Here is a 20,637-nt window from a genome sequence, read left to right on the forward strand (position 1 = left end):
ATACAAATTAATCATACAGACAAATAAATATGTCTTTTACAAACCGTATTTTACATCAAAACTTCAAATGCATATACCATTAGCGGCATTGTCAGAATGGATAACAATGTTGTCATCACATTAATTGCACTTGCATAATTTGAATCATTTCCATACACTTGACACATCTGCGTTACCGTTGATGCAGAAGGTGTGATCACCGCCAGAAATACAACAAGCAATATCTTCTTTCCATCCGAATGCCAGCTGATCAGATGACTGAATTTTAATAGGAGTAAGGATATCATCGGTACAACCACAAGTCTTAATGCTGTCACAAAATAAATCCGTCTATTCGCAAACACTTGTTGCAAGCTCATCTGGGCAAGTAACATTCCTGTAACGATCATGCTCGCCGGTCCGATCATAACACCAACCGCACTCATTGTTCCATCCACGATTTCCGGAAGTTTAATCTGTAAAAAGAATAAAATAATTCCCAGTACAACTGCGATCATATTGATATTAAATACGATCTTTCTCCAATCCATTCCCTCTTCTCTGCTGATAATCTTTTTCCCATGTGTCCACATAAACACTAGCTGCACGCTCATAAAAACACAGCCGCAGAGCACCCATTTTTCACCCAGGATAAATGTTACCAGCGGTACGATCAGATTTCCTGAATTTGAATAATATACCGATGCCAATTCTACTTCATCCATTTTCAAAGCTTTGGCAATTGCCCATACTGCGATCAGCAAAATGATCTGCAATAAGACCGATGCCGCAAATGCAAGTTCTAATTCCTTTACCGTATTTTTCGTATAGGTTACCTGGAACGCATGAATGATCACACACGGAATTACCAGATACAATACAATTTTAGATAGCACTTTACTATCCTCCGCCGTTACAATACCGGCTTTCACTACCAGGTAACCCATCAGGATCATCAGAAATAGTTCTGCAATCTGTTTCATTAATAAAATACTGATTTCCATATTGTCTCTCCTTTTGCTGTCGAACATGGTTATATAATGATTTGTTTTTATATCTTAATTAAAAAAAGCGTCTGGCACTAATATAATATTTTCTGGCGTAGAAAGCAAGTTTTGTGATATGATAAAAATGTTGGGCATTTTATCCGTTATGAACCTCAATAGAATATTTATAATAAGAAGAAAGAAAATCTGAAGCTTCGGCTTCTTCTGGATCTTTTACAATTTCCGTTAAGCCTGTTTTTCACCCGCTTTCTGAACCTATTTTCAGCACTGATCCCGGATCTTGGGGATGCATATGGTGATCAGTTTGCCGGAAGCTTTGCGGGAAGAGTTTGTTTTCTCATTGTTGCAATCATTTCTGCTTTAAACCTATGAATCTGCTTGCCGGTCTTGAAACAGCTGCACAGGAAGCGATACCTGTCGATCTTGAAGCAGCTGAATAGGAAAATATGTATGCTGATTTTGAATCAGCTGACCAGGAAAATATATGTGTCGGTTCAGAGGTTGCCGACAACATAAAATAAAACAAAAGAGGAGAATTATCTATGCATAAGAAAGAAACTGTTTTTCAGAAAATCATGTCTGTACTTGTGGTCATTTTGGGGAATATGATCTATGCTCTGGCATTAAAACTGTTCCTTCTCCCTTCTGACCTGATGACCGGTGGTACAACCGGTATCGCACTTGCCGTAAAACATTATACCGGGTTTAATATTTCCGGCGTTATTTTAATTTTTAATATCGCAATGCTGATCGTAGGTTTCATCGTTCTTGGTAAAAAATTTGCCCTGACAACGATCATCAGTACATTCGCTTATCCGATCTCACTGGAATTTTTCAACCGACTCTTCAGTGATTTGGTGCTGACTGACAATATACTGTTGTGTACCATCTTTTCCGGACTCGGTATCGGTATTGGACTTGCCATTGTCATCCGGAGCGGTGCTTCCACCGGTGGTATGGATATCCCACCGCTGGTGCTGAATCATTTTTTCCGCATCCCGGTATCTGTAAGCCTGTATGTATTTGACTTTACAATTCTGATCTTCCAGGCAGCTTATAACCCGGTTGACAATGTACTCTACGGAATCATCCTTGTCATGATCTACACGATTGTACTCGACAAATTACTCGTCTTTGGCACAACACGTATCGAAGTGAAAGTCATGAGCAACGAACACGAAAAGATCCGTCAGGCAATCATTACAGAAATGGACCGCGGCGTGACAGCCCTGTCTGCCCGGAGCGGTTATATGGATGAGCCAACCCAGATGATCTTCAGCGTAATCTCCAACCGCGAGCTTCCACGGATTGAAAAGATCATCCGCGAGATTGATCCGGAAAGTTTCGTTGTTGTAAGCCATGTCAGTGAAGTGCGCGGACACGGCTTTTCATTAGAGAAAAAATATAAATAAAACTATTTCCGGTAATCGTGGAACTTCCTTAGCTGTTATCACTTATGCATTATTTATTCATTATTTTGTATAAATATTAAAAAGTTTATAAGATGTGTTCTTGCCAATCTCTTGTTCTATCTATATAATAGAACAAGAGATTTTTACATTACATGTCACAGGAGGGAATCACGATATGCCAAAGAGAACAGATATTCACAAGGTACTAATCATCGGCTCCGGCCCGATCATCATCGGACAGGCGTGCGAGTTTGACTATTCCGGAACACAGGCGTGCAAAGCACTGCGTAAGCTGGGGTATGAAATCGTACTGGTAAACTCAAACCCGGCTACGATTATGACAGATCCGGAAACAGCCGATGTCACCTATATTGAACCTCTGAACGTAGACCGTTTGGAACAGATCATTGCCAAAGAGCGCCCGGATGCACTGCTTCCGAACCTTGGAGGACAGTCCGGACTGAACCTCTGCGCCGAACTTGCCAAAGAAGGGGTTTTGGACAAATATAATGTACAGGTTATCGGTGTACAGGTAGATGCCATTGAACGTGGTGAAGACCGTATCGAATTTAAGAAATCCATGGATGCACTGGGCATCGAAATGGCCAAAAGCCAGGTTGCTTACAGCGTAGAAGAAGGTCTTGCCATTGCAGACGAACTTGGTTATCCGGTTGTTCTTCGTCCGGCTTACACTATGGGAGGCGCCGGCGGCGGACTTGTTTATAACAAAGAAGAATTAAAAACCGTTATGGCACGAGGATTACAGGCAAGTCTTGTCGGACAGGTGCTTGTAGAAGAATCCATACTCGGCTGGGAAGAGCTGGAATTAGAGATCGTCCGTGATGCAGAAGGCAATATGATCACCGTCTGCTTTATTGAGAATATTGATCCTCTTGGCGTACATACAGGAGATTCCTTCTGTTCAGCTCCGATGCTGACGATTTCCGAAGAGTGTCAGAAACGTCTGCAGGAGCAGGCTTATAAAATTGTTGACTCCGTAGAAGTTATCGGTGGAACGAACGTACAGTTTGCACATGATCCGGTTTCCGACCGAATTGTCGTTATCGAGATCAACCCGCGTACTTCCCGTTCTTCAGCTCTTGCTTCCAAAGCTACCGGTTTCCCGATTGCACTTGTATCTGCAATGCTGGCTTCCGGATTAACTTTAAAAGATATTCCATGCGGTAAATACGGAACTCTGGATAAATATGTTCCGGACGGCGATTATGTTGTTATCAAATTTGCACGCTGGGCATTTGAGAAATTCAAAGGTGTAGAAGACAAACTCGGAACACAGATGCGTGCAGTCGGCGAAGTTATGAGTATCGGAAAGACTTACAAAGAAGCTTTCCAGAAAGCAATCCGCAGTCTCGAGACCGGACGCTACGGTCTTGGTTATGCCAAAGACTACAACAACATGAGCAAAGATCAGCTTCTGAAAATGCTCATTACACCATCCAGCGACCGTCATTTCATTATGTATGAAGCGCTCCGCAAAGGTGCTACAATTGAAGAGATCTATGATCTTACAAAAGTTAAAACATATTTCATTGAGCAGATGAAAGAACTGGTAGACGAAGAAGAAGCACTTGCTGCGAAGAAAGGAGCTCTTCCGACAGATGATGCACTCGTTGCCGCAAAGAAACACGGTTTCTCAGATAAATATTTAAGCCAGATCCTGGAAGTTCCGGAAGACGATATCCGTAACCGCAGAATCGAACTTGGATGCGAAGAAGCATGGGAAGGCGTACACGTGAGTGGTACCGAAGACAGCGCTTACTACTACTCTACTTACAACGCTGAAGATAAGAATCCGGTAAATACAGATAAACCGAAGATCATGATCCTTGGCGGCGGTCCAAACCGTATCGGACAGGGTATCGAATTTGACTACTGCTGTGTACACGCAGCTTTAGCACTCAAGAAACTCGGCTTTGAGACAATTATTGTAAACTGTAACCCGGAAACAGTTTCTACAGATTATGATACTTCTGATAAATTATACTTTGAGCCACTGACACTGGAAGATGTATTAAGCATTTACAAAAAGGAAAAACCGGTTGGTGTTATTGCACAGTTCGGCGGACAGACACCGCTTAACCTGGCTGCTGATCTGGAAAGAAACGGTGTGAAGATCCTCGGAACTTCTCCATCTGTTATCGACCTTGCAGAAGACCGTGATCTTTTCCGCGAAATGATGGATAAACTTGAGATTCCTATGCCAGAATCCGGAATGGCTACTACTGTAGAAGAGGCACTTGCCATTGCAAAAGAAATCGGTTATCCGGTTATGGTTCGTCCTTCTTACGTTCTCGGTGGTCGCGGAATGGAAGTTGTATACGATGACGAAAGTCTGGAAGGATACATGAAAGCCGCTGTCGGCGTAACTCCGGATCGTCCGATCCTGATTGACCGTTTCCTGAACCACGCACTGGAATGTGAGGCAGATGCGATCAGCGACGGAAATCATGCATTTGTACCGGCTGTTATGGAACACATTGAGCTTGCCGGTGTACACTCCGGAGACTCTGCATGTATTATCCCGTCCGTGCACATTTCCGAAGAAAATGTACAGACGATCAAAGAATATACACGCAAGATCGCAGAAGAGATGCATGTCAAAGGTCTTATGAACATGCAGTATGCAATTGAAAACGGAAAAGTTTATGTTCTGGAAGCGAACCCGCGTGCATCCCGTACTGTACCGCTTGTTTCAAAGGTTTGCAACATCCGTATGGTACCGCTTGCAACAGACATCATCACTTCCGAACTGACCGGACGCAAATCGCCGGTTGCTGACTTAAAAGAACAGAATATCCCGTATTTCGGAGTAAAAGAAGCAGTCTTCCCATTCAACATGTTCCAGGAAGTTGATCCGATCTTAGGACCTGAGATGCGTTCTACCGGTGAAGTTCTCGGACTTGCCGAAACTTACGGAGAAGCTTTCTACAAAGCACAGGAAGCAACACAGTCCAAGCTTCCGCTTTCCGGAACGGCACTGATTTCTGTAAACCGCAAAGACAAAGCTGAAGTTGTAGAGATTGCTCAGTCATTCGCTGATGATGGATTCAAACTGGTTGCTACCGGAAATACTTATGAGCTGATCAAGGAAGCCGGCATTGATGTTACACGCATCAACAAACTTTCCGAAGGCGGTCGTCCGAACACGCTGGATGCAATCACCAATGGTCAGATCGACCTGATCGTCAACTCACCGGTCGGAAAAGACAGTGTAAATGATGACAGTTACCTGCGTAAAGCTGCGATCAAGGCAAAGATTCCTTACATGACAACCATCGCTGCTGCAAGAGCAACTGCAAAAGGAATCCGCTATGTGAAAGAACATGGAAATGGCGAAGTAAAATCCTTGCAGCAGCTACACAGCGAAATTACAGACAAATAAATTTTAAAGGAATCCGGTTTTAACCGGATTCCCTTTCATTCACAGAACATAAGGAGGAATTTCCATGAAATTTTGTGGAAAATGCGGCGCCCCTTGCGACGACGCATACAAACACTGCCCAGAGTGTGGAGCACCACTCTCTGATAGCGAGACAAATGCAGATCTTAACGATCACACAACAGATTCTACCAATAATGCTGAGCAGACTGACACTGGCAATAGCAATCATATGCATGAAAATCCGTTTATGACAGCTTACACTGCGCCGGAGGATGCTTCTGCTGACTCCCCATCTGACACCAATACAAGCGAGAATTCTGAGGGAACTTCTTCAAATGAAGCTACTGAAAACGCAACTTCTCATTCTGACGAACATGCAAGCGAGAATACCTACACATACAGTTACTCAGATACTTCCAGTCAGACTGATAATACAACCGAAAATGAGAATGCGTACAGCTACACTCATTCTTCCAACGAAAAAGAGACAACTTTTGATAATAACGGCTATACCAATAATTACAATACCGATAATAATTACAATACCAACAATAATTATACGGGAAATAATGCATATAATGCCAACAATACTTATGGAAATACCGGTTATAATAACAATTTTCAGCAAAATTCTGTTATCACGCCACGAAACATTCCGCTTTGTGTAATCTTATCGATCGTAACGTGTGGAATTTACGGTATTTACTGGATGATCAAACTAAATGACGAGATCAATGCTCTTGCCGGTGAACCATATGCGACATCCGGCGGCATGGTATTTCTCTTATCCATTGTCACTTGTAACATTTATAACTTATACTGGATGTATAAAATGGGTGAGCGCACGGATCGTATTAACAGGATTCAGGGAAATTCCAACATTCTGTATCTGGTCATCGGGATTTTAGGATTTGGCATTGTCAACTACTGCCTGATGCAGGATGCGATCAATAAACAAGTCAGAGGTATGTAATTTGGTGATATTTTATCGCGGTGATATGGTAATGTCTTAAAAAGGGGACGGGGATTTTCTAGAAAATCCCCGTCCCCTTTTTTTATCGTCACAATTGCTTTCTTACTGGTTCCATCCAGTGCCTGCGCAGTGATCTTCACTTTCTTATTTTGCCGCCGCACTCACCGAATGTAGGTTCATCCACTGATTTCTCTACCAGTTTTCAATCTCTTCGTCACTCAGTCTTAATTTCTCCATTCGCTTGACAAGTTCCTCATCCATGTGGTCAAAAAGATAATTTTTCCCACCATGATGACGCTCGATGTATTCTTCCCGCAGCTCTTTTTTCATAATCTCGACTTCTTCATAAAACTCTCTGGAAGAAATCAGATTTGCACCCTGACCAACAGTGACAACCTGCTCGATTCCATCGGAAGTCACTACCGTTACACGGTATTTTTTCGCCACTTCATGAACAACTTTTTCGATATACTGATCTGCGGTCTCCGCTTCCTTCGTAAATACAACATGAATGTTGTGGTATTTCTGGATTTCCAGATATGGACCTTCCACTCTGTATGCATCAAATACAAGGATCACTGTGCATTTTTTATATCCCTGATAATTGCACAGAATATCCATCAATCGGTCTCTCGCCGCTTCAATGCTGTCTTTAGCCAGCTCTTTCAGCTCGTCCCACGCAAAAATGACATTATAACCATCTACAAGCAAATATTCCGGTAAATGCTCCTGCGATTTTTTCTTTTTCACCGGTGTAGCAACCGTTCTTGTAGTATCCGATAATTTCCGCTCAATTTTTCCATACGTGCGGATGAAAATCTCTTCCAGTTCTTTCTCTTCTTCCCAGCTTCCATAACCGGCGCCCGGAGCCGTCTTCCCGACAAAATTGCTTCTTCTGCATGTATTGGAATATTTCTCACCTGCCCCTGGATTCTGATTTCCGGCAGTTTTCAATTCTTTCTCTGCCATCTTTGCTTCTTCTGCCTGTCTCTCGGCAGCCTCTATCCGTGCAAGCTGGCTTTCTATATGCATATGCTCCGGCACTTCATCCCACGGCACATAATAGCCTGCTCCGTGCGAACAGAATACGGAACCTGCCGGATTTTCCATATCACGCTCCGCATCATAGCCAATTGCCTCTATAACTTCTTCTGCATTGTGACAAGGATGGTATCCGGAAAATACGCAAGCAAACCTTCCTTCTCCATGAGAATAAGCTGCAACTTCTCTCTGATAATCGCGCATGGTTGCCACCGGTGCCAGCCCTTTGATCCGTGTCCGATCGCCTTCCTGCTGCGGCGCCTCTGCCTCTGCTGCCAGCCTCTGCATATCATTCAGCGCTCTTCCTGTTACTGAAGCCGGAATCTCAAGTTCAAATGCATAATAAGGTTCCAACAGCACACTGTCCGCCTGCATCAGTCCCTGCCGGATCGCGCGATAAGTAGACTGACGGAAATCACCGCCTTCCGTGTGCTTTAAATGTGCTCTTCCTGCCGCCAGCGTGATTTTCATATCTGTGATTGGCGCTCCAGTAAGGACACCCCTGTGCTCTCTTTCTTCCAGATGTGTGAAAATAAGTCTCTGCCAGTTTCTGTCCAGATCATCCTCACTGCAGATCGTATCAAATGTAAGACCACTTCCTGGCTCGCCCGGTTCCATGATCAGATGCACTTCTGCATAATGGCGCAGTGGCTCATAATGTCCGACGCCTTCTACGCGGTTCGTAATTGTCTCTTTATATACAATATTGCCTTCCCCAAATGTTACATCCACGCCAAAGCGTTCTAAGATCAGCTCATGCAGAATCTGGATCTGCACTTCTCCCATCAGACATACATGAATCTCCGACAGTTCTTCTTTCCATACAACACGAAGCAGGGGATCTTCCTCTTCTAACTGGCGCAGATTCCGGAGCATTTCCGATACATCGCATCCTTCCGGCAATAACACCTGATAAGTCAGTACTGGTTCCAGCACCGGCTCCACATTCTCCGCCTCCACTCCGAGACCTTCTCCCGGCTTTGTCATACTAAGGCCTGTCACTGCACAAATTGTTCCAGCCGAAACTTCCGGAACTGCCTCAAACTTATCCCCTGAATAAATGCGGATCTGGTTCACCTTCTCTTCCCAGTGTTCACCATCTTCCGGATGATTTTCCAGAACTTCTTTGACTTTCAGTTTCCCGGATGTCACTTTCATATGTGTCAGACGATTTCCTTTATCATCTCTTGAAATCTTGTACACACGCGCGCCAAAATCTGCCGGTTCATCTGCATTCGTTTCCATATACTCTGCCAGCCCGTCCAGCAATTGCTGTACACCTTCGACTTTAAGCGCAGATCCAAAATAACACGGAAATACCTTTCTTTCCATGATCAGTCCCGCAATTGTCTCTTCCGTAAGTTTCTCTGCCTCCAGGTATTCTTCCAGCGCCCGGTCATCTCCCATTGCTGCATTTTCATAGAAAGAAGTATCTTTCTCTACATCAAATGCCATAATCTGGTCATCCAGTCCATTTTTCAGTTCTTCCAGCAGGTGTTTCCTGTCTGTTCCTTCCTGATCCATCTTATTTACAAATAAAAATACCGGTACATTGTAGCGTTTCAGGAGGCTCCAGAGTGTCCTTGTATGTCCCTGGATTCCGTCTGCTCCGTTGATCACAAGAATCGCATAATCGAGGACCTGCAAAGTACGCTCCATCTCCGCTGAAAAATCCACATGTCCCGGTGTATCCAGCAAAGTCACCTGCCACGGATCAAGTGGAAATACCGCCTGTTTGGAAAATATCGTAATTCCTCTGCTCCGCTCCAGTTCATGCGTATCCAGAAATGCATCTTTATGATCCACTCTTCCCAACGTTTTTAATTTGCCACTCAAATACAAAATACTTTCCGAAAGTGTTGTCTTTCCCGCATCAACATGCGCCAGTATTCCGATTGTAATATTTCTCATATTTCCTACACCTGTTTCTTCACTTTTTGTATTATAAATCCAGCTTCATCCGCACCAGTTCCCTGCGTTTTTCATATTCACTGTAAAATGCATCCCCAGCGGCAAGTTCTGCCTGATATGGTGTCTGATAAAATGTCCGCAAAATGAAAATCTGCAAAATCTTTGCTTCTTCCGCACTCAAATCTGCCATTGCCGTCTCGCATTTTTTCAGAAAAGCATGCCAGGAAGTAATGTAATTTTCATATGCTTTGAGATTTGCAATGCCAAGCCATTTTTTCACCTTAATCTTCGTTCGGTCTTTCTTCTGACATTCATGGATCTGCAGAAAATACTTAAATCCATCTTCTTCATAAAATCGTCCAAGCGGAAATAACCGGCAGATTCCCGGACGGAATGCATGAATCTTGCATCTGCCAGCTTCATTTAAGAATGGACAGCCTAACGTCCCGTCATCCATGTCAAGATGCGGCAGGATCATGCCATCCACAACTCCGAGCGCGATCTTTCCTTTCATTAATTCTTCAAATGTCTCACCCAGCCCGGCACTCATCTGCCAAACATCATAAGGATCCAGCACAATGGAATCACCCATACCACGGCAGCACGCAGAACAGCCTTTGCAGTCCTGACAATCTGCTTTTACCATGTCATTTGCCGTATATAAATTACCATCCGAGATTTCTTTCATATCTATGTTTCTTATCATTTTCTTATCCCCTATATGTTTTCGCTTTCTTTTGTCTGTCTGGAATCTTACGTTTTATATTATATCTGTGTAATAGAACATGAAAGCACTGTACTTCTTATAGGATAAACGATTGTAAGACTAAATGCCACCCCTTGTTTTACTTTGCAGAAAAATATGCCACATAATAGAAGTTTGTTTTTCAGTTAATAAAAAAATTCCAGAAATTAGCACTCACCTCTTGTTATTACAGCGTAGCTTTTGTCTTAGTTCATAGAGTGCCGTAAAGTGCCTATTTACAGGCTTTTCACGGGTTTTATGAATTTATCATATTTCATCAAAAATCGTCAATATACAAAAAATTGGTGTCAAAATTGGTGTCAAATAACCTTAATTTGAGATTTTGATGAGCAACACATCAGTATAAAAAATTGAATATTTTATAGATTATGGAACGCCTAAAATGACGTTCCTTTTCTATTTCCAGCCGTTCTTATTGGACGGCTATTTTATTACCCAAAATGAAAGGAGCATTAGATTTATGAAAAAGACATGGAAACGATTGTGTACGGGCTTCTTAGTTCTTGCAACTGTCGTTACTGCTTTACCGATTACACCTGTCCATGCAGAAAGTAAGCAATACTGGACGGAAAGTGCAGAGCGTGTCGGTATCATTGAAAAAGTAATGAATGACGGTTCTATCGGTTCGACATTCAATGAGGGCTATATGAAAGTCGAGGGCGAAACTGCCTATTGTATCGACATCAATACAGATTTTAAGAATGGCTACAAGACCAGAGCTGACGCAAGCTCACGCATGAGTGCCGACCAGATTTCAGATGTGGCGTTATCCTTAGAGTATGTCAAACAGTATGGCGAAACTCACAAGGAATTGAACTACAAGCAAGTCTATCTGTTGGAACAATGTGTAGTCTGGCAGAGATTGAGCGTACATCTTGGCTGGCAATGTGATAACGTGCGAGCTTCTTATGATGAAATTCCAAAGGCAACGCAGGACGAAGTTTTCTCTGGTGCAAGAGCCTTTGTCAAAGAAAATAAAGGACGCTATGAATGTGGCGGTTATATCTACTCTGGCGAGGGGCAGGAATTGGGACAATTCTGGGCGAAGCTGAATGTCGGAAATGCGAAATTACAAAAGACTTCCAGTAATACTAGCATTACAGACGGTAACGGGAATTACTCTATTGCAGGTGCAACCTATGGTGTCTTTTCTGATAAGGACTGCACGAAACAGCTTGCTCCCCTTACGACTGATGAAAACGGAAATACAGATATTGTAGAGGTAAAAGCAGGCACAGTCTATATCAAGGAATTATCCGCACCAGCAGGATATAAAGTGGATAAAACTGTATATTCCTTAAAGGTTGAAGCTGGAAAGACAGCAACATTGAAAGTATCTGATACGCCAAAAGTAACGGACACTTTGATTGAGCTTTTCAAGATTGATATGGAAACACAGAAAGACAATCCGCAAGGGAGCGCTTCTTTAGCAGGTGCGGAATTTACATGGAAGTATTATGCAGGCTTCTATAATAAAGACAATCTCCCTGCCGAAGCTACTCGTACATGGGTTACAAAGACAATCGCTGAAACAGACAGCAACGGGACAACCCACTACATCACAAAATTAGCGGACGCATACAAGGTATCTGGCGACAGCTTCTATATGCAGGACGGTAAGGCGGTTCTTCCACTTGGGACGCTAACCGTAGAAGAAACAAAAGCTCCAAACGGCTACTTGTTAGAGGGTGCATATATGCAGGCTGGCGATAAGTCCGAACAGATTAAGGGCTTATATGTAACACAGATTACCGAGGACGGCGACCTTGCCGTATTATCTGGAAGTAACCAGTTTTCCGTATCAGACAAGGTTATCCGTGGCGGTATCAAAATTCAGAAACGAGATTTAGAAACGGGCGATACAAAGCCACAAGGAAGTGCCACTTTGAAAGATACTGCCTTTGACATCATTTCCTTAAATGATAATTCTGTTTTGGTTGAGGGCAAGCTATACAAGAAAAATGAAGTGGTAAAGACAATTCGTACAGATATTGAGGGTATCGCTTCTACTTCTTCTGACCTTTTACCTTATGGAAAATTCCGTATTGTTGAGAGTGAAGCTCCCGACGGTTACTTAACTGACGGTGCAAAACCGATTGATTTTACAATCACAGAAAATGGAAAAATCGTGGACTTAACCGACGAAGCTCATTCTATCTACAATCAGATTAAGCGTGGAGATATTGAGGGTGTAAAAATCGGTGCAGGTACACACAAGCGTCTTGCTAATGTTCCCTTTAGGATCACAAGCAAGACGACGGGTGAAAATCATGTAGTGGTAACTGATGATAACGGGCAATTCTCCACTTCTGCTGAATGGGCTTCTCATAAGCACAATACAAACGCAGGAAAGACCAGTGAGGACGGTGTGTGGTTTGGGACTTCTGAACCAGACGACAGCAAGGGTGCATTACTTTATGATACTTACATCATTGAAGAATTACGCTCTGATAGTAACAAAGGCTTTGAACTTATCCCACCTTTTGAAATCGTGGTATCAAGAAATAATCTTGTGATTGATTTAGGAACGCTGACTGATGAATACGAAAAAGAAATCTCTATCCATACCACAGCGACCAGCAAGGACGGCGAAAAGACTATCCTTGCAGGAAAAGAGGTTACAATCGTTGATACGGTCAAATTAGACGGACTTACAAAAGGCACAAAATATCAGCTCAAAGGCTGGCAGATGTTAAAGGAAGAAAACGCCGAGCTTATCATTGACGGGAAACGTGTAGAAAACGATTATACCTTTGTCGCTGATGAGGAAGAAATGAAAGTGGAAATTTCCTATACGTTCAATGCGTCTGCTTTAGGTGGCAAAAACCTTGTTACCTTTGAAGAATTGTATGATTTCAGCAATCCAGACGAACCCGTAAAAGTTGCAGAACACAAAGACATTGAGGACGACGGGCAGACCGTACTTATCACAGAGCGTATCATCAAAATTCATACGACTGCTACGGATAAGGACGGCAACAAAGAGCTTGAAGCTGGAAAAGACGTTACAATCATTGATACCGTAACCTTAGAGGGCTTAGAAGTCGGTACACAGTACAAACTTGTGGGCTGGCAGATGTTGAAAGAAGAAAGTGCAGAGCTTCTTATCAATGGAAAGCGTGTGGAAAGTGATTATATGTTTACCGCTGACAGCGAAACTATGAAAGTGGAAGTTGCTTTTACCTTTGACGCTACTTCCCTTGACGGCAAACAGCTTGTAACTTTTGAAGAATTGTACGATTTGAGCAATCCAGACGAACCGAAGAAAGTTACCGAACATAAGGATATTGAGGATAAGGGACAGACGATTACCTTTAAGGAAAAGCCAGAAAAACCCGAAACACCACCGACACCAGAAAAGCCTAACAGACCTAGCGACAGTCCCAAAACGGGCGACAGTACAAATGTAATGGCATTTGTCGTGATGTTGCTTGTGTCTGCTGGTGGATTAGCTGGAACATATCTTTACAAACGCTGTAAAATAAAGAAATCATAAGGCGGTAACGATATGAAAAAAGGAAAATCACGCTCTCCGCCGAAGCTGTCAAAGGCAGACTTCCGCTTATTCTGGCTTGTCTGCCACTTACCTGCAAGAACACGGATAGTCAAGGGTGCGTAAGCATTTATTTTACCCTTTACTATCGGTGGGATTGCTGGTACTTCCCGAACCGCCAGAATAAGAAATCACAATCAAAAAACTTATCAAATATAGAAAGAAACGAGGTAAAACAATATGGAAATGAAATATGTCGTGCCAGATATGGCACAGTCTTTTGGAACTCTTGAATTTGCAGGCGAAAGCGACCATGTTTTTGATAGAGATAAAGATAACCGCAGATTTTTCGCAAGAAGAAGTTACAACCTTTATTCTGACGTACAGAAAGGCGAAAATGTTGTGGTGGAAATTCCCGTGCAGGCTGGCGAAAAGCATTTCAAGTATGAACAGAAAGTAAAACTTGTCAATCCGAAGCTATACGGCAGAGGTTACGCAATCGGGGATATGGGACATACCGATTATGTGTTGCTTGCTGATGATATTGTAGCAGTTGAAGAAAAGTAAAGGAGTGAAAATACTATGAGATTATCAAACGGATTTGTTATTGACAAAGAGAAAACATTTGGAGAATTAAAATTTACAGCGGTGCGTGATGTGTTCTTGCAGAATGAGGACGGGACACCGAGTACCCAGCTAAAAAAGCGTATCTATGATTTGAAGTGCAGTCTGCATGGTGGAATTATCCCCGTGTCTGTACCGTCAGAAGTACCGTTAAGGGAATTTCCGTACAATGCAGTTGTGGAGCTTGTCAATCCCGTAGCCGATACGGTATCAAAAAAGACGTTTGGTGGTGCAGAGGTGGACTGGTATGTAAAGGCAGAGGATATTGTGTTGAAGAATAAAGGCAACCAGAACGCAGGCAATCCACAGAATAATAACACGCAGGGACAGTTGAAAAAATAAAATTAGAGATTAGATTTTTATTGTGAGGTAATTCGTTGAATGATATAATTAGGATAAATTGTGAGGTGCTTATCTATGAAAGTATTAGTTAGTTCATGTATCATGGGAAAGAACTGCAAATATAACGGTGGGAATAATCTCAATCCGAAAGTTGTAGAGTTTCTAAAAGATAAAGAGGTTATCGAAATTTGTCCAGAATTATTAGCGAATATGCCTACACCACGTCCTAGTGCGGAAATAGTAAATGGTATTGTCATGGATATAAATGGAAATATTGTTGATGAGGAATATCGTCATGCGGTACAGTTGGCTTTAAATGAAATAAGAAGTATGGAAATAGATTTAGTTATTCTGCAATCAAGAAGCCCAACTTGTGCAGTCAAGAATATTTATGATGGTAGTTTTACGGGAAAATTGATAAAAGGTCAAGGTCTATTTGCACAAGCGTTAATTGAGGCTGGATATAAAGTGTTGGACTCAGAAGATTTTTAATGAATGGTAATGAAAAAGCAGTTAGTCTTAGGATTGACTGCTTTTTTCATACCCAGAAAGGAGTGATTGATTTATGCGTATGATTTGGAACAAAGGACACCGTATCAGAGCCAGCGACAAGCACCTTGTCTATCATTTTTCCATAGAGACGCTTCTGTTTGTGTTCGTGGCAGTTCTCCTGCTACTGAATAGCAAACAGCTCATGCGTACCGACTGGGAACATTTCAGCTTATTAGACAATGGCTTTACGCTTTCCCTTTACAACTTCATAACCATACTGATAGCGACTGGTGTTTGTGCATTGGTCGCTTTTCTGTATTACCGCTTCTGTTACGACAGTTTCAAGAAGCTACTGCACCGTCAAAAGCTGGCAAGAATGATACTGGAAAATAAGTGGTATGAAGCCGATACCGTACAAGACAGCGGTTTTTTTACTGACCTGCAAAGCAGATCAAGGGAAAAAATCGTCTGGTTTCCAAAGATTTATTATCAAATGGAAAAAGGACTTCTTCATATCCGCTGTGAAATTACGCTGGGAAAATATCAAGACCAGCTTTTACGGTTGGAGGATAAGTTGGAAAGTGGCTTGTATTGTGAGCTGACCGACAAGACCCTGCATGACGGCTATATCGAATATACCCTGCTTTATGATATGATAGCGAACCGCATTACCATTGATGAAGTACGGGCAGAAAACGGTTGTCTTAGATTGATGAAAAATCTTGTCTGGGAATATGACGCACTCCCTCACGCTCTGATTGCTGGTGGGACTGGTGGCGGTAAAACATATTTTCTGCTGACACTCATTGAAGCCTTACTGCATACAAACGCTGTCCTTTATATCTTAGACCCGAAAAATGCGGACTTAGCAGACTTGGGGACAGTTATGGGAAATGTGTATCACACGAAAGAAGAAATGATTGATTGCGTCAATGCCTTTTATGAGGGCATGGTACAGCGAAGTGAGAAAATGAAGCGACACCCGAACTATAAGACGGGCGAAAACTACGCCTATCTGGGACTGCCACCCTGCTTTCTTATCTTTGATGAATATGTGGCGTTTTTTGAAATGCTGGGGACAAAAGAAAGTGTGAGCCTACTTAGCCAGTTAAAGAAAATCGTTATGTTAGGACGACAAGCAGGTTATTTCCTTATCGTTGCCTGCCAGCGTCCAGATGCAAAGTATTTCTCGGACGGTATCAGAGATAATTTCAATTTCCGTGTAGGACTTGGGCGTATCAGCGAATTAGGTTACGGTATGCTGTTCGGTTCTGATGTGAAGAAACAGTTTTTTCAGAAGCGTATCAAGGGGCGTGGCTATTGTGATGTGGGAACAAGCGTGATAAGCGAATTTTATACGCCTTTAGTCCCGAAAGGACATGATTTTTTGCAGACCATCGGCTCTCTTGCACAAGCAAGGCAGGACGGGACGGCGACGTGCGAAGCGAAAGGCGACGGCACGGACTAGCCGTTGCTGGTGTGGCGTAAGCCACGCCAGCAGGTAAAACCCCTCGGTATCTAACAGAGGGGTACGTTTGCAAATAGACAATAGACAAAAAACATAGGAAACATAAGGCTTCTGGCATGGTTTTCTAGCAAAAATCAGTTGTGAAGTCGTCTGAAAAAACTTCACACTTTACAGATTGGAGGTATGGTTCTGAATGAAGAACAATGGATAAAAGAATTACGGGAGAAACGGATTGCTTACGGTATCTCACAAGGCAGGCTGGCGTTGGCTTCTGGTATCACAAGGGAATATCTCAACAAGATAGAAAGCGGAAAAATGAAGCCGTCAAAGGAGCTTCTGGAAACTCTGCACAAGGAAGTGGCAAGGTTCAATCCAGAAGCACCGCTTACCATGCTGTTTGATTATGTAAAAATTCGTTTTCCCACGCTGGATATACAGCACATCATCAAAGATATATTAAAACTGAATATCAATTATATGTTCCATGAAGATTACGGACATTACAGTTATACGGAGCATTATTCTTTAGGGGACATCTTTATCTATACGTCGGCTGACGAAGAAAAAGGTGTCCTTTTAGAGTTAAAGGGGCGTGGTTGCCGACAGTTTGAAAGTTACCTGCTGGCACAGCAACGAAGCTGGTATGACTTCCTCATGGACGCACTCATAGACGGTGGCGTGATGAAGCGTATCGACCTTGCTATCAACGACCATACGGGCATTTTGGATATTCCAGAGCTTGCGGAAAAATGCAGGAAACGGGAATATATCGGAAAGTCCAGAAGTTATAAGTTTTACCAGTCGGGCGAGCTTATCAAGCACAGAGAGGACGACAGAGAATATATGGGACGTACCCTTTATCTTGGGTCGCTGAAATCAGATGTGTATTTTTGTATCTATGAAAAGGACTATGAGCAGTATGTCAAGTTAGGGACACCTCTGGAAGAAGCCGACATTATCAACCGTTTTGAGATACGGCTTAGAAATGAACGTGCCTATTATGCAGTACGAGATTTGCTGACCTATTATGACGCAGAGCAGACCGCCTTTTCTATCATCAACCAGTATGTGCGGTTTGTTGATGAAGAACCCGACAAGCGAAAAAATGACTGGAAACTCAATGACCGCTGGGCGTGGTTTATCGGCGATAATCGGCAAAGTCTGAAACTGACAACAAAGCCAGAGCCTTATACCTTAGACCGCACATTGCGTTGGGTACAAAGGCAGGTAGCACCGACCTTGAAAATGCTGAAAAAGATTGATAAGGAAAACGGTACAGACTACATGGAAACTATCGAAAAGCAGGCAACCTTGAGTGAAAAACATGAAATGATAATCAAACAGCAGACGACCCCTGCAAAAGATTTGGTGGAAAGTTAGGAGTGATAAAAAATGTGGGAATTAGGAAAAGACTTCCTGCTGGTATCTATGGGAATGGGTATCGGCGTAGTCTTGATGTGTATTTTGAATGTCGGCAAAGAAGCTGACAGATATATGGAAGAAATCAAAGAAAGAGAGGACAAATAACATGAATTTCGGGCAAAATTTGTATCAATGGTTTTTAAGCAATGCACAGAGCTTAGTGCTTATGGCGATTGTGGTTATCGGTATCTACTTAGGGTTCAAGCGTGAGTTTTCCAAACTTATCGGCTTCTTGGTAGTTGCCTTAATTGCTGTCGGCTTGGTATTCAACGCTGGCGGTGTGAAAGATGTACTGTTAGAGCTGTTTAATAAGATTATCGGTGCATAGCAATTTATATTGCAGCACATATATGGGAATGATATAATGTGGATATGAAGAAAACGGCAAGTTAGAAGTTAAAGGAGAGAGCGATTATGTTTAGATGTCAAAAATGTAGAAAATGGTTAAAAAGTATTACAACAGAAACTGATGTAGTTTATAATGGCACAACATATCATGCCACAAATGTACCAGCAAAAATATGTCCTGAATGTGGGAAAATAACTATATATGAAATAATTGAAGAACGAATTGTTCAATATGCCACTCAAAGAAATTGTTGATCAGCACATTATAATATGCCATTTTCAGAAAAATAAATAGTGCAGAAATAATACGGGGATCTTCCATCCCCGAACCCCTGGAATCCTTGTTATAACAGTAATAGAAAAAATTATTACCGTTATAACAAGGCTAAAAATGGGATGTTTTAATTTTCCGAATTCTGCAAATTATGGCATCAAATAAAATGCGTTGTAACAAGAAATGTAAAAAATATTGATTATGCAGAATGTGAGAATGAAGAAGCTTCTGCCTCTCAATTAATATTGTGAATTTCCATTTTAAAAATTCCATATCCCTACACACAAAGCAGTTAGTCTTAGGATTGACTGCTTTTTTCTTACCTAAAATCAGATTGGAGTGATGACATGAACGATATTTTTAAGGATATGCAGGCAAAAGTCGGCTGTGATTATCTTTCCGACCTGCCCTCTTACAAGCGTAAGGTGTGGCATGAAATGAAACGGCTGAACCTTGCTGACTATGAAGAAAGACAGTTAGAAGATTTTTCAAAGTATGTGTTTGGTATGTCGTACCAGACCATAAAAGATGTGATGAAACAACAGAAAGGACGTGAGGAACAATGCAGGAAACAAGGGTGCTGGTGGAAACGAAAGGAACAACTGGCGAAGAAACAACATCATACTGGTTCGACCTGCCGATAGATGTTGCAGAGTTTGAAGAAAAGTTAGGTATCGGTGCAGAAAGTGGGGATTACCGCATTATCGAAAAGGTGTTGCCTTATGCTGATGAAGTTCACGAACATACAAGCGTGTATCAGCTTAACGAATTAGATTTTATGTACCGCCAGCTTTCAAGTGATATGCAGGAAGAATATGTATCACTACTTACGGTGTTTGAGAATTTAGAAGCACTTTATATTTGCAGGAACGTGATTACGATTTATCCCGACTGCAAAAGCATGATAGATGTTGCAAAGCAAAAGCTGATGAACGACCCGACATTTAAGCATTTATCCGAGGACTGTCAAGAATATTACTTTGACTTTGAAGCCTACGCTTCTCACTTGCAGGAACACGGGAAATTTTTAGTAACGGAACACGGTATCTTTGAACTGCCAGAGTAGGAAATGAGGTGGTACTTATGATTGATGATATGGCGGTTTATATCGCTAATCTTGGCAAATACAATGAGGGCTATTTAGTCGGTGCTTGGTTTACATTTCCCATTGACGAGGAAGATGTAAAAGAAAAAATCGGCTTGAATGAACAGTATGAGGAATACGCTATCCATGATACTGACAACTTCCCCATTGCGATTGGCGAGTATGTTTCCATTGAAGAACTCAATGAGATGTATGAAATGATAGAGGAACTTCCCGACTATATCGTAGAATGTCTGGACGAATTTATCAGCCACTACGGGACGCTGGAAGAAGTCGTGGAACATAAGGACGATATTTATTATTATCCCGACTGTGAAACCATGACAGACGTTGCCTACTACTACATAGACGAATTGCAGGCACTGGGGGATATTCCACCCAGCTTGCAGAACTACATTGACTATGAAGCCTACGGGCGAGATTTGGATATGGGCGGTTGCTTTATTGAAACAAGCCGAGGTATGTGCGAGATACCATATTAACGCTGGACGATCAGCGACAAGCATTGTTGCTACTGACAGCGTATTTCTCTTTTAAGGGACAGTCTGAAAATGGCTGTCCTTTTCTATTTTGAAAG

At 42.3% G+C, this 20,637-nt stretch carries 18 protein-coding genes; 15 read left to right on the plus strand and 3 right to left on the minus strand.

The features are described from left to right. Positions 1 to 50: 50 nt before the first annotated feature. On the minus strand, positions 51 to 983 hold the full coding sequence (locus DW125_RS01675; RefSeq protein WP_117536931.1) for an AEC family transporter: 933 nt from the start codon (positions 981 to 983) through the stop codon (positions 51 to 53). A 545-nt stretch (positions 984 to 1,528) separates the two neighbouring features. Between DW125_RS01675 and DW125_RS01680 the strand changes: the two genes are divergently transcribed. From DW125_RS01680 to DW125_RS01690, 3 genes are all read left to right on the plus strand, one after another. Continuing rightward, on the plus strand, positions 1,529 to 2,398 hold the full coding sequence (locus DW125_RS01680; protein WP_021861211.1) for a YitT family protein: 870 nt from the start codon (positions 1,529 to 1,531) through the stop codon (positions 2,396 to 2,398). 175 nt (positions 2,399 to 2,573) lie between these two features. After that, positions 2,574 to 5,801 (plus strand): carbamoyl-phosphate synthase large subunit, encoded by a 3,228-nt coding sequence (gene carB / locus DW125_RS01685; protein ID WP_117536932.1) that lies wholly within the window; start codon positions 2,574 to 2,576, stop codon positions 5,799 to 5,801. Between the two features lie 64 nt (positions 5,802 to 5,865). Further along, the gene (locus DW125_RS01690) at positions 5,866 to 6,774 is read left to right on the plus strand and encodes a DUF4234 domain-containing protein (RefSeq protein ID WP_242992881.1); all 909 of its coding nucleotides are present in this window, start codon (positions 5,866 to 5,868) and stop codon (positions 6,772 to 6,774) included. A gap of 192 nt (positions 6,775 to 6,966) precedes the next feature. On the opposite strand, the gene DW125_RS01695 is transcribed toward DW125_RS01690, so the two are convergent. Both DW125_RS01695 and DW125_RS01700 read right to left on the minus strand, forming a co-directional pair. After that, the gene (locus DW125_RS01695; RefSeq protein ID WP_117536933.1) at positions 6,967 to 9,726 is read right to left on the minus strand and encodes a translation factor GTPase family protein; all 2,760 of its coding nucleotides are present in this window, start codon (positions 9,724 to 9,726) and stop codon (positions 6,967 to 6,969) included. A 31-nt stretch (positions 9,727 to 9,757) separates the two neighbouring features. Then, positions 9,758 to 10,432 (minus strand): YkgJ family cysteine cluster protein, encoded by a 675-nt coding sequence (locus tag DW125_RS01700; protein ID WP_117536934.1) that lies wholly within the window; start codon positions 10,430 to 10,432, stop codon positions 9,758 to 9,760. A gap of 520 nt (positions 10,433 to 10,952) precedes the next feature. Here DW125_RS01700 and DW125_RS01705 point away from each other — a divergent pair. The 12 genes from DW125_RS01705 (at position 10,953) to DW125_RS01765 (ending at position 20,542) form a co-directional block, all read left to right on the plus strand. Continuing rightward, positions 10,953 to 13,988 (plus strand): SrtB-anchored collagen-binding adhesin, encoded by a 3,036-nt coding sequence (locus DW125_RS01705; protein ID WP_117536935.1) that lies wholly within the window; start codon positions 10,953 to 10,955, stop codon positions 13,986 to 13,988. Positions 13,989 to 14,225: 237 nt separating this feature from the next. Then, complete coding sequence (locus DW125_RS01715) at positions 14,226 to 14,552, plus strand: YdcP family protein (protein ID WP_117536936.1); 327 nt, start codon at positions 14,226 to 14,228, stop codon at positions 14,550 to 14,552. Positions 14,553 to 14,567: 15 nt separating this feature from the next. After that, entirely contained in the window at positions 14,568 to 14,951 is a 384-nt protein-coding gene (locus DW125_RS01720; RefSeq protein ID WP_117536937.1) for a YdcP family protein, read from the plus strand. 75 nt (positions 14,952 to 15,026) lie between these two features. Continuing rightward, positions 15,027 to 15,443 carry a DUF523 domain-containing protein gene (locus DW125_RS01725; RefSeq protein WP_002322983.1) on the plus strand — a complete coding sequence of 139 codons (417 nt, stop codon included), beginning with the start codon at positions 15,027 to 15,029 and terminating at the stop codon, positions 15,441 to 15,443. Between the two features lie 73 nt (positions 15,444 to 15,516). Then, positions 15,517 to 16,911: an FtsK/SpoIIIE domain-containing protein gene (locus DW125_RS01730; RefSeq protein WP_008792582.1), complete on the plus strand. Its 1,395-nt coding sequence runs from the start codon at positions 15,517 to 15,519 to the stop codon at positions 16,909 to 16,911. A gap of 183 nt (positions 16,912 to 17,094) precedes the next feature. Next, positions 17,095 to 18,291 (plus strand): MobT family relaxase, encoded by a 1,197-nt coding sequence (mobT, locus tag DW125_RS01735; RefSeq protein WP_117536938.1) that lies wholly within the window; start codon positions 17,095 to 17,097, stop codon positions 18,289 to 18,291. A gap of 12 nt (positions 18,292 to 18,303) precedes the next feature. Continuing rightward, positions 18,304 to 18,438: a DUF3789 domain-containing protein gene (locus DW125_RS01740; RefSeq protein ID WP_055154251.1), complete on the plus strand. Its 135-nt coding sequence runs from the start codon at positions 18,304 to 18,306 to the stop codon at positions 18,436 to 18,438. 1 nt (position 18,439) lies between these two features. After that, entirely contained in the window at positions 18,440 to 18,661 is a 222-nt protein-coding gene (locus DW125_RS01745) for a hypothetical protein (protein WP_002323342.1), read from the plus strand. Between the two features lie 86 nt (positions 18,662 to 18,747). Further along, entirely contained in the window at positions 18,748 to 18,936 is a 189-nt protein-coding gene (locus tag DW125_RS01750) for a YgiT-type zinc finger protein (RefSeq protein ID WP_117536939.1), read from the plus strand. 366 nt (positions 18,937 to 19,302) lie between these two features. Beyond that, positions 19,303 to 19,599, plus strand: coding sequence for a conjugal transfer protein (locus DW125_RS01755; protein WP_101880314.1), 297 nt, complete (start codon positions 19,303 to 19,305; stop codon positions 19,597 to 19,599). Further along, positions 19,518 to 20,021 (plus strand): antirestriction protein ArdA, encoded by a 504-nt coding sequence (locus DW125_RS01760; protein WP_117536940.1) that lies wholly within the window; start codon positions 19,518 to 19,520, stop codon positions 20,019 to 20,021. The genes DW125_RS01755 and DW125_RS01760 overlap by 82 nt, the downstream gene beginning before the upstream one ends. A gap of 17 nt (positions 20,022 to 20,038) precedes the next feature. Next, a complete protein-coding gene (locus DW125_RS01765; protein WP_002323345.1) occupies positions 20,039 to 20,542 on the plus strand; it encodes an antirestriction protein ArdA in 504 nt (167 codons plus the stop codon). Positions 20,543 to 20,637 lie beyond the last annotated feature (95 nt).

Source organism: Dorea sp. AM10-31 (assembly GCF_003435815.1).
Lineage (GTDB): Bacteria > Bacillota > Clostridia > Lachnospirales > Lachnospiraceae > Dorea_D > Dorea_D hominis.

Excerpts from the sequence above, each read along its gene's own strand:
- DW125_RS01675 (WP_117536931.1), bottom strand. The coding sequence starts at position 983 with ATGGAAATCAGTATTTTATTAATGAAACAGATTGCAGAACTATTTCTG.
- DW125_RS01680 (WP_021861211.1), top strand. The coding sequence starts at position 1,529 with ATGCATAAGAAAGAAACTGTTTTTCAGAAAATCATGTCTGTACTTGTG.
- carB (WP_117536932.1), top strand. The coding sequence starts at position 2,574 with ATGCCAAAGAGAACAGATATTCACAAGGTACTAATCATCGGCTCCGGC.
- DW125_RS01690 (WP_242992881.1), top strand. The coding sequence starts at position 5,866 with ATGAAATTTTGTGGAAAATGCGGCGCCCCTTGCGACGACGCATACAAA.
- DW125_RS01695 (WP_117536933.1), bottom strand. The coding sequence starts at position 9,726 with ATGAGAAATATTACAATCGGAATACTGGCGCATGTTGATGCGGGAAAG.
- DW125_RS01700 (WP_117536934.1), bottom strand. The coding sequence starts at position 10,432 with ATGATAAGAAACATAGATATGAAAGAAATCTCGGATGGTAATTTATAT.
- DW125_RS01705 (WP_117536935.1), top strand. The coding sequence starts at position 10,953 with ATGAAAAAGACATGGAAACGATTGTGTACGGGCTTCTTAGTTCTTGCA.
- DW125_RS01715 (WP_117536936.1), top strand. The coding sequence starts at position 14,226 with ATGGAAATGAAATATGTCGTGCCAGATATGGCACAGTCTTTTGGAACT.
- DW125_RS01720 (WP_117536937.1), top strand. The coding sequence starts at position 14,568 with ATGAGATTATCAAACGGATTTGTTATTGACAAAGAGAAAACATTTGGA.
- DW125_RS01725 (WP_002322983.1), top strand. The coding sequence starts at position 15,027 with ATGAAAGTATTAGTTAGTTCATGTATCATGGGAAAGAACTGCAAATAT.
- DW125_RS01730 (WP_008792582.1), top strand. The coding sequence starts at position 15,517 with ATGCGTATGATTTGGAACAAAGGACACCGTATCAGAGCCAGCGACAAG.
- mobT (WP_117536938.1), top strand. The coding sequence starts at position 17,095 with ATGGTTCTGAATGAAGAACAATGGATAAAAGAATTACGGGAGAAACGG.
- DW125_RS01740 (WP_055154251.1), top strand. The coding sequence starts at position 18,304 with ATGTGGGAATTAGGAAAAGACTTCCTGCTGGTATCTATGGGAATGGGT.
- DW125_RS01745 (WP_002323342.1), top strand. The coding sequence starts at position 18,440 with ATGAATTTCGGGCAAAATTTGTATCAATGGTTTTTAAGCAATGCACAG.
- DW125_RS01750 (WP_117536939.1), top strand. The coding sequence starts at position 18,748 with ATGTTTAGATGTCAAAAATGTAGAAAATGGTTAAAAAGTATTACAACA.
- DW125_RS01755 (WP_101880314.1), top strand. The coding sequence starts at position 19,303 with ATGAACGATATTTTTAAGGATATGCAGGCAAAAGTCGGCTGTGATTAT.
- DW125_RS01760 (WP_117536940.1), top strand. The coding sequence starts at position 19,518 with ATGCAGGAAACAAGGGTGCTGGTGGAAACGAAAGGAACAACTGGCGAA.
- DW125_RS01765 (WP_002323345.1), top strand. The coding sequence starts at position 20,039 with ATGATTGATGATATGGCGGTTTATATCGCTAATCTTGGCAAATACAAT.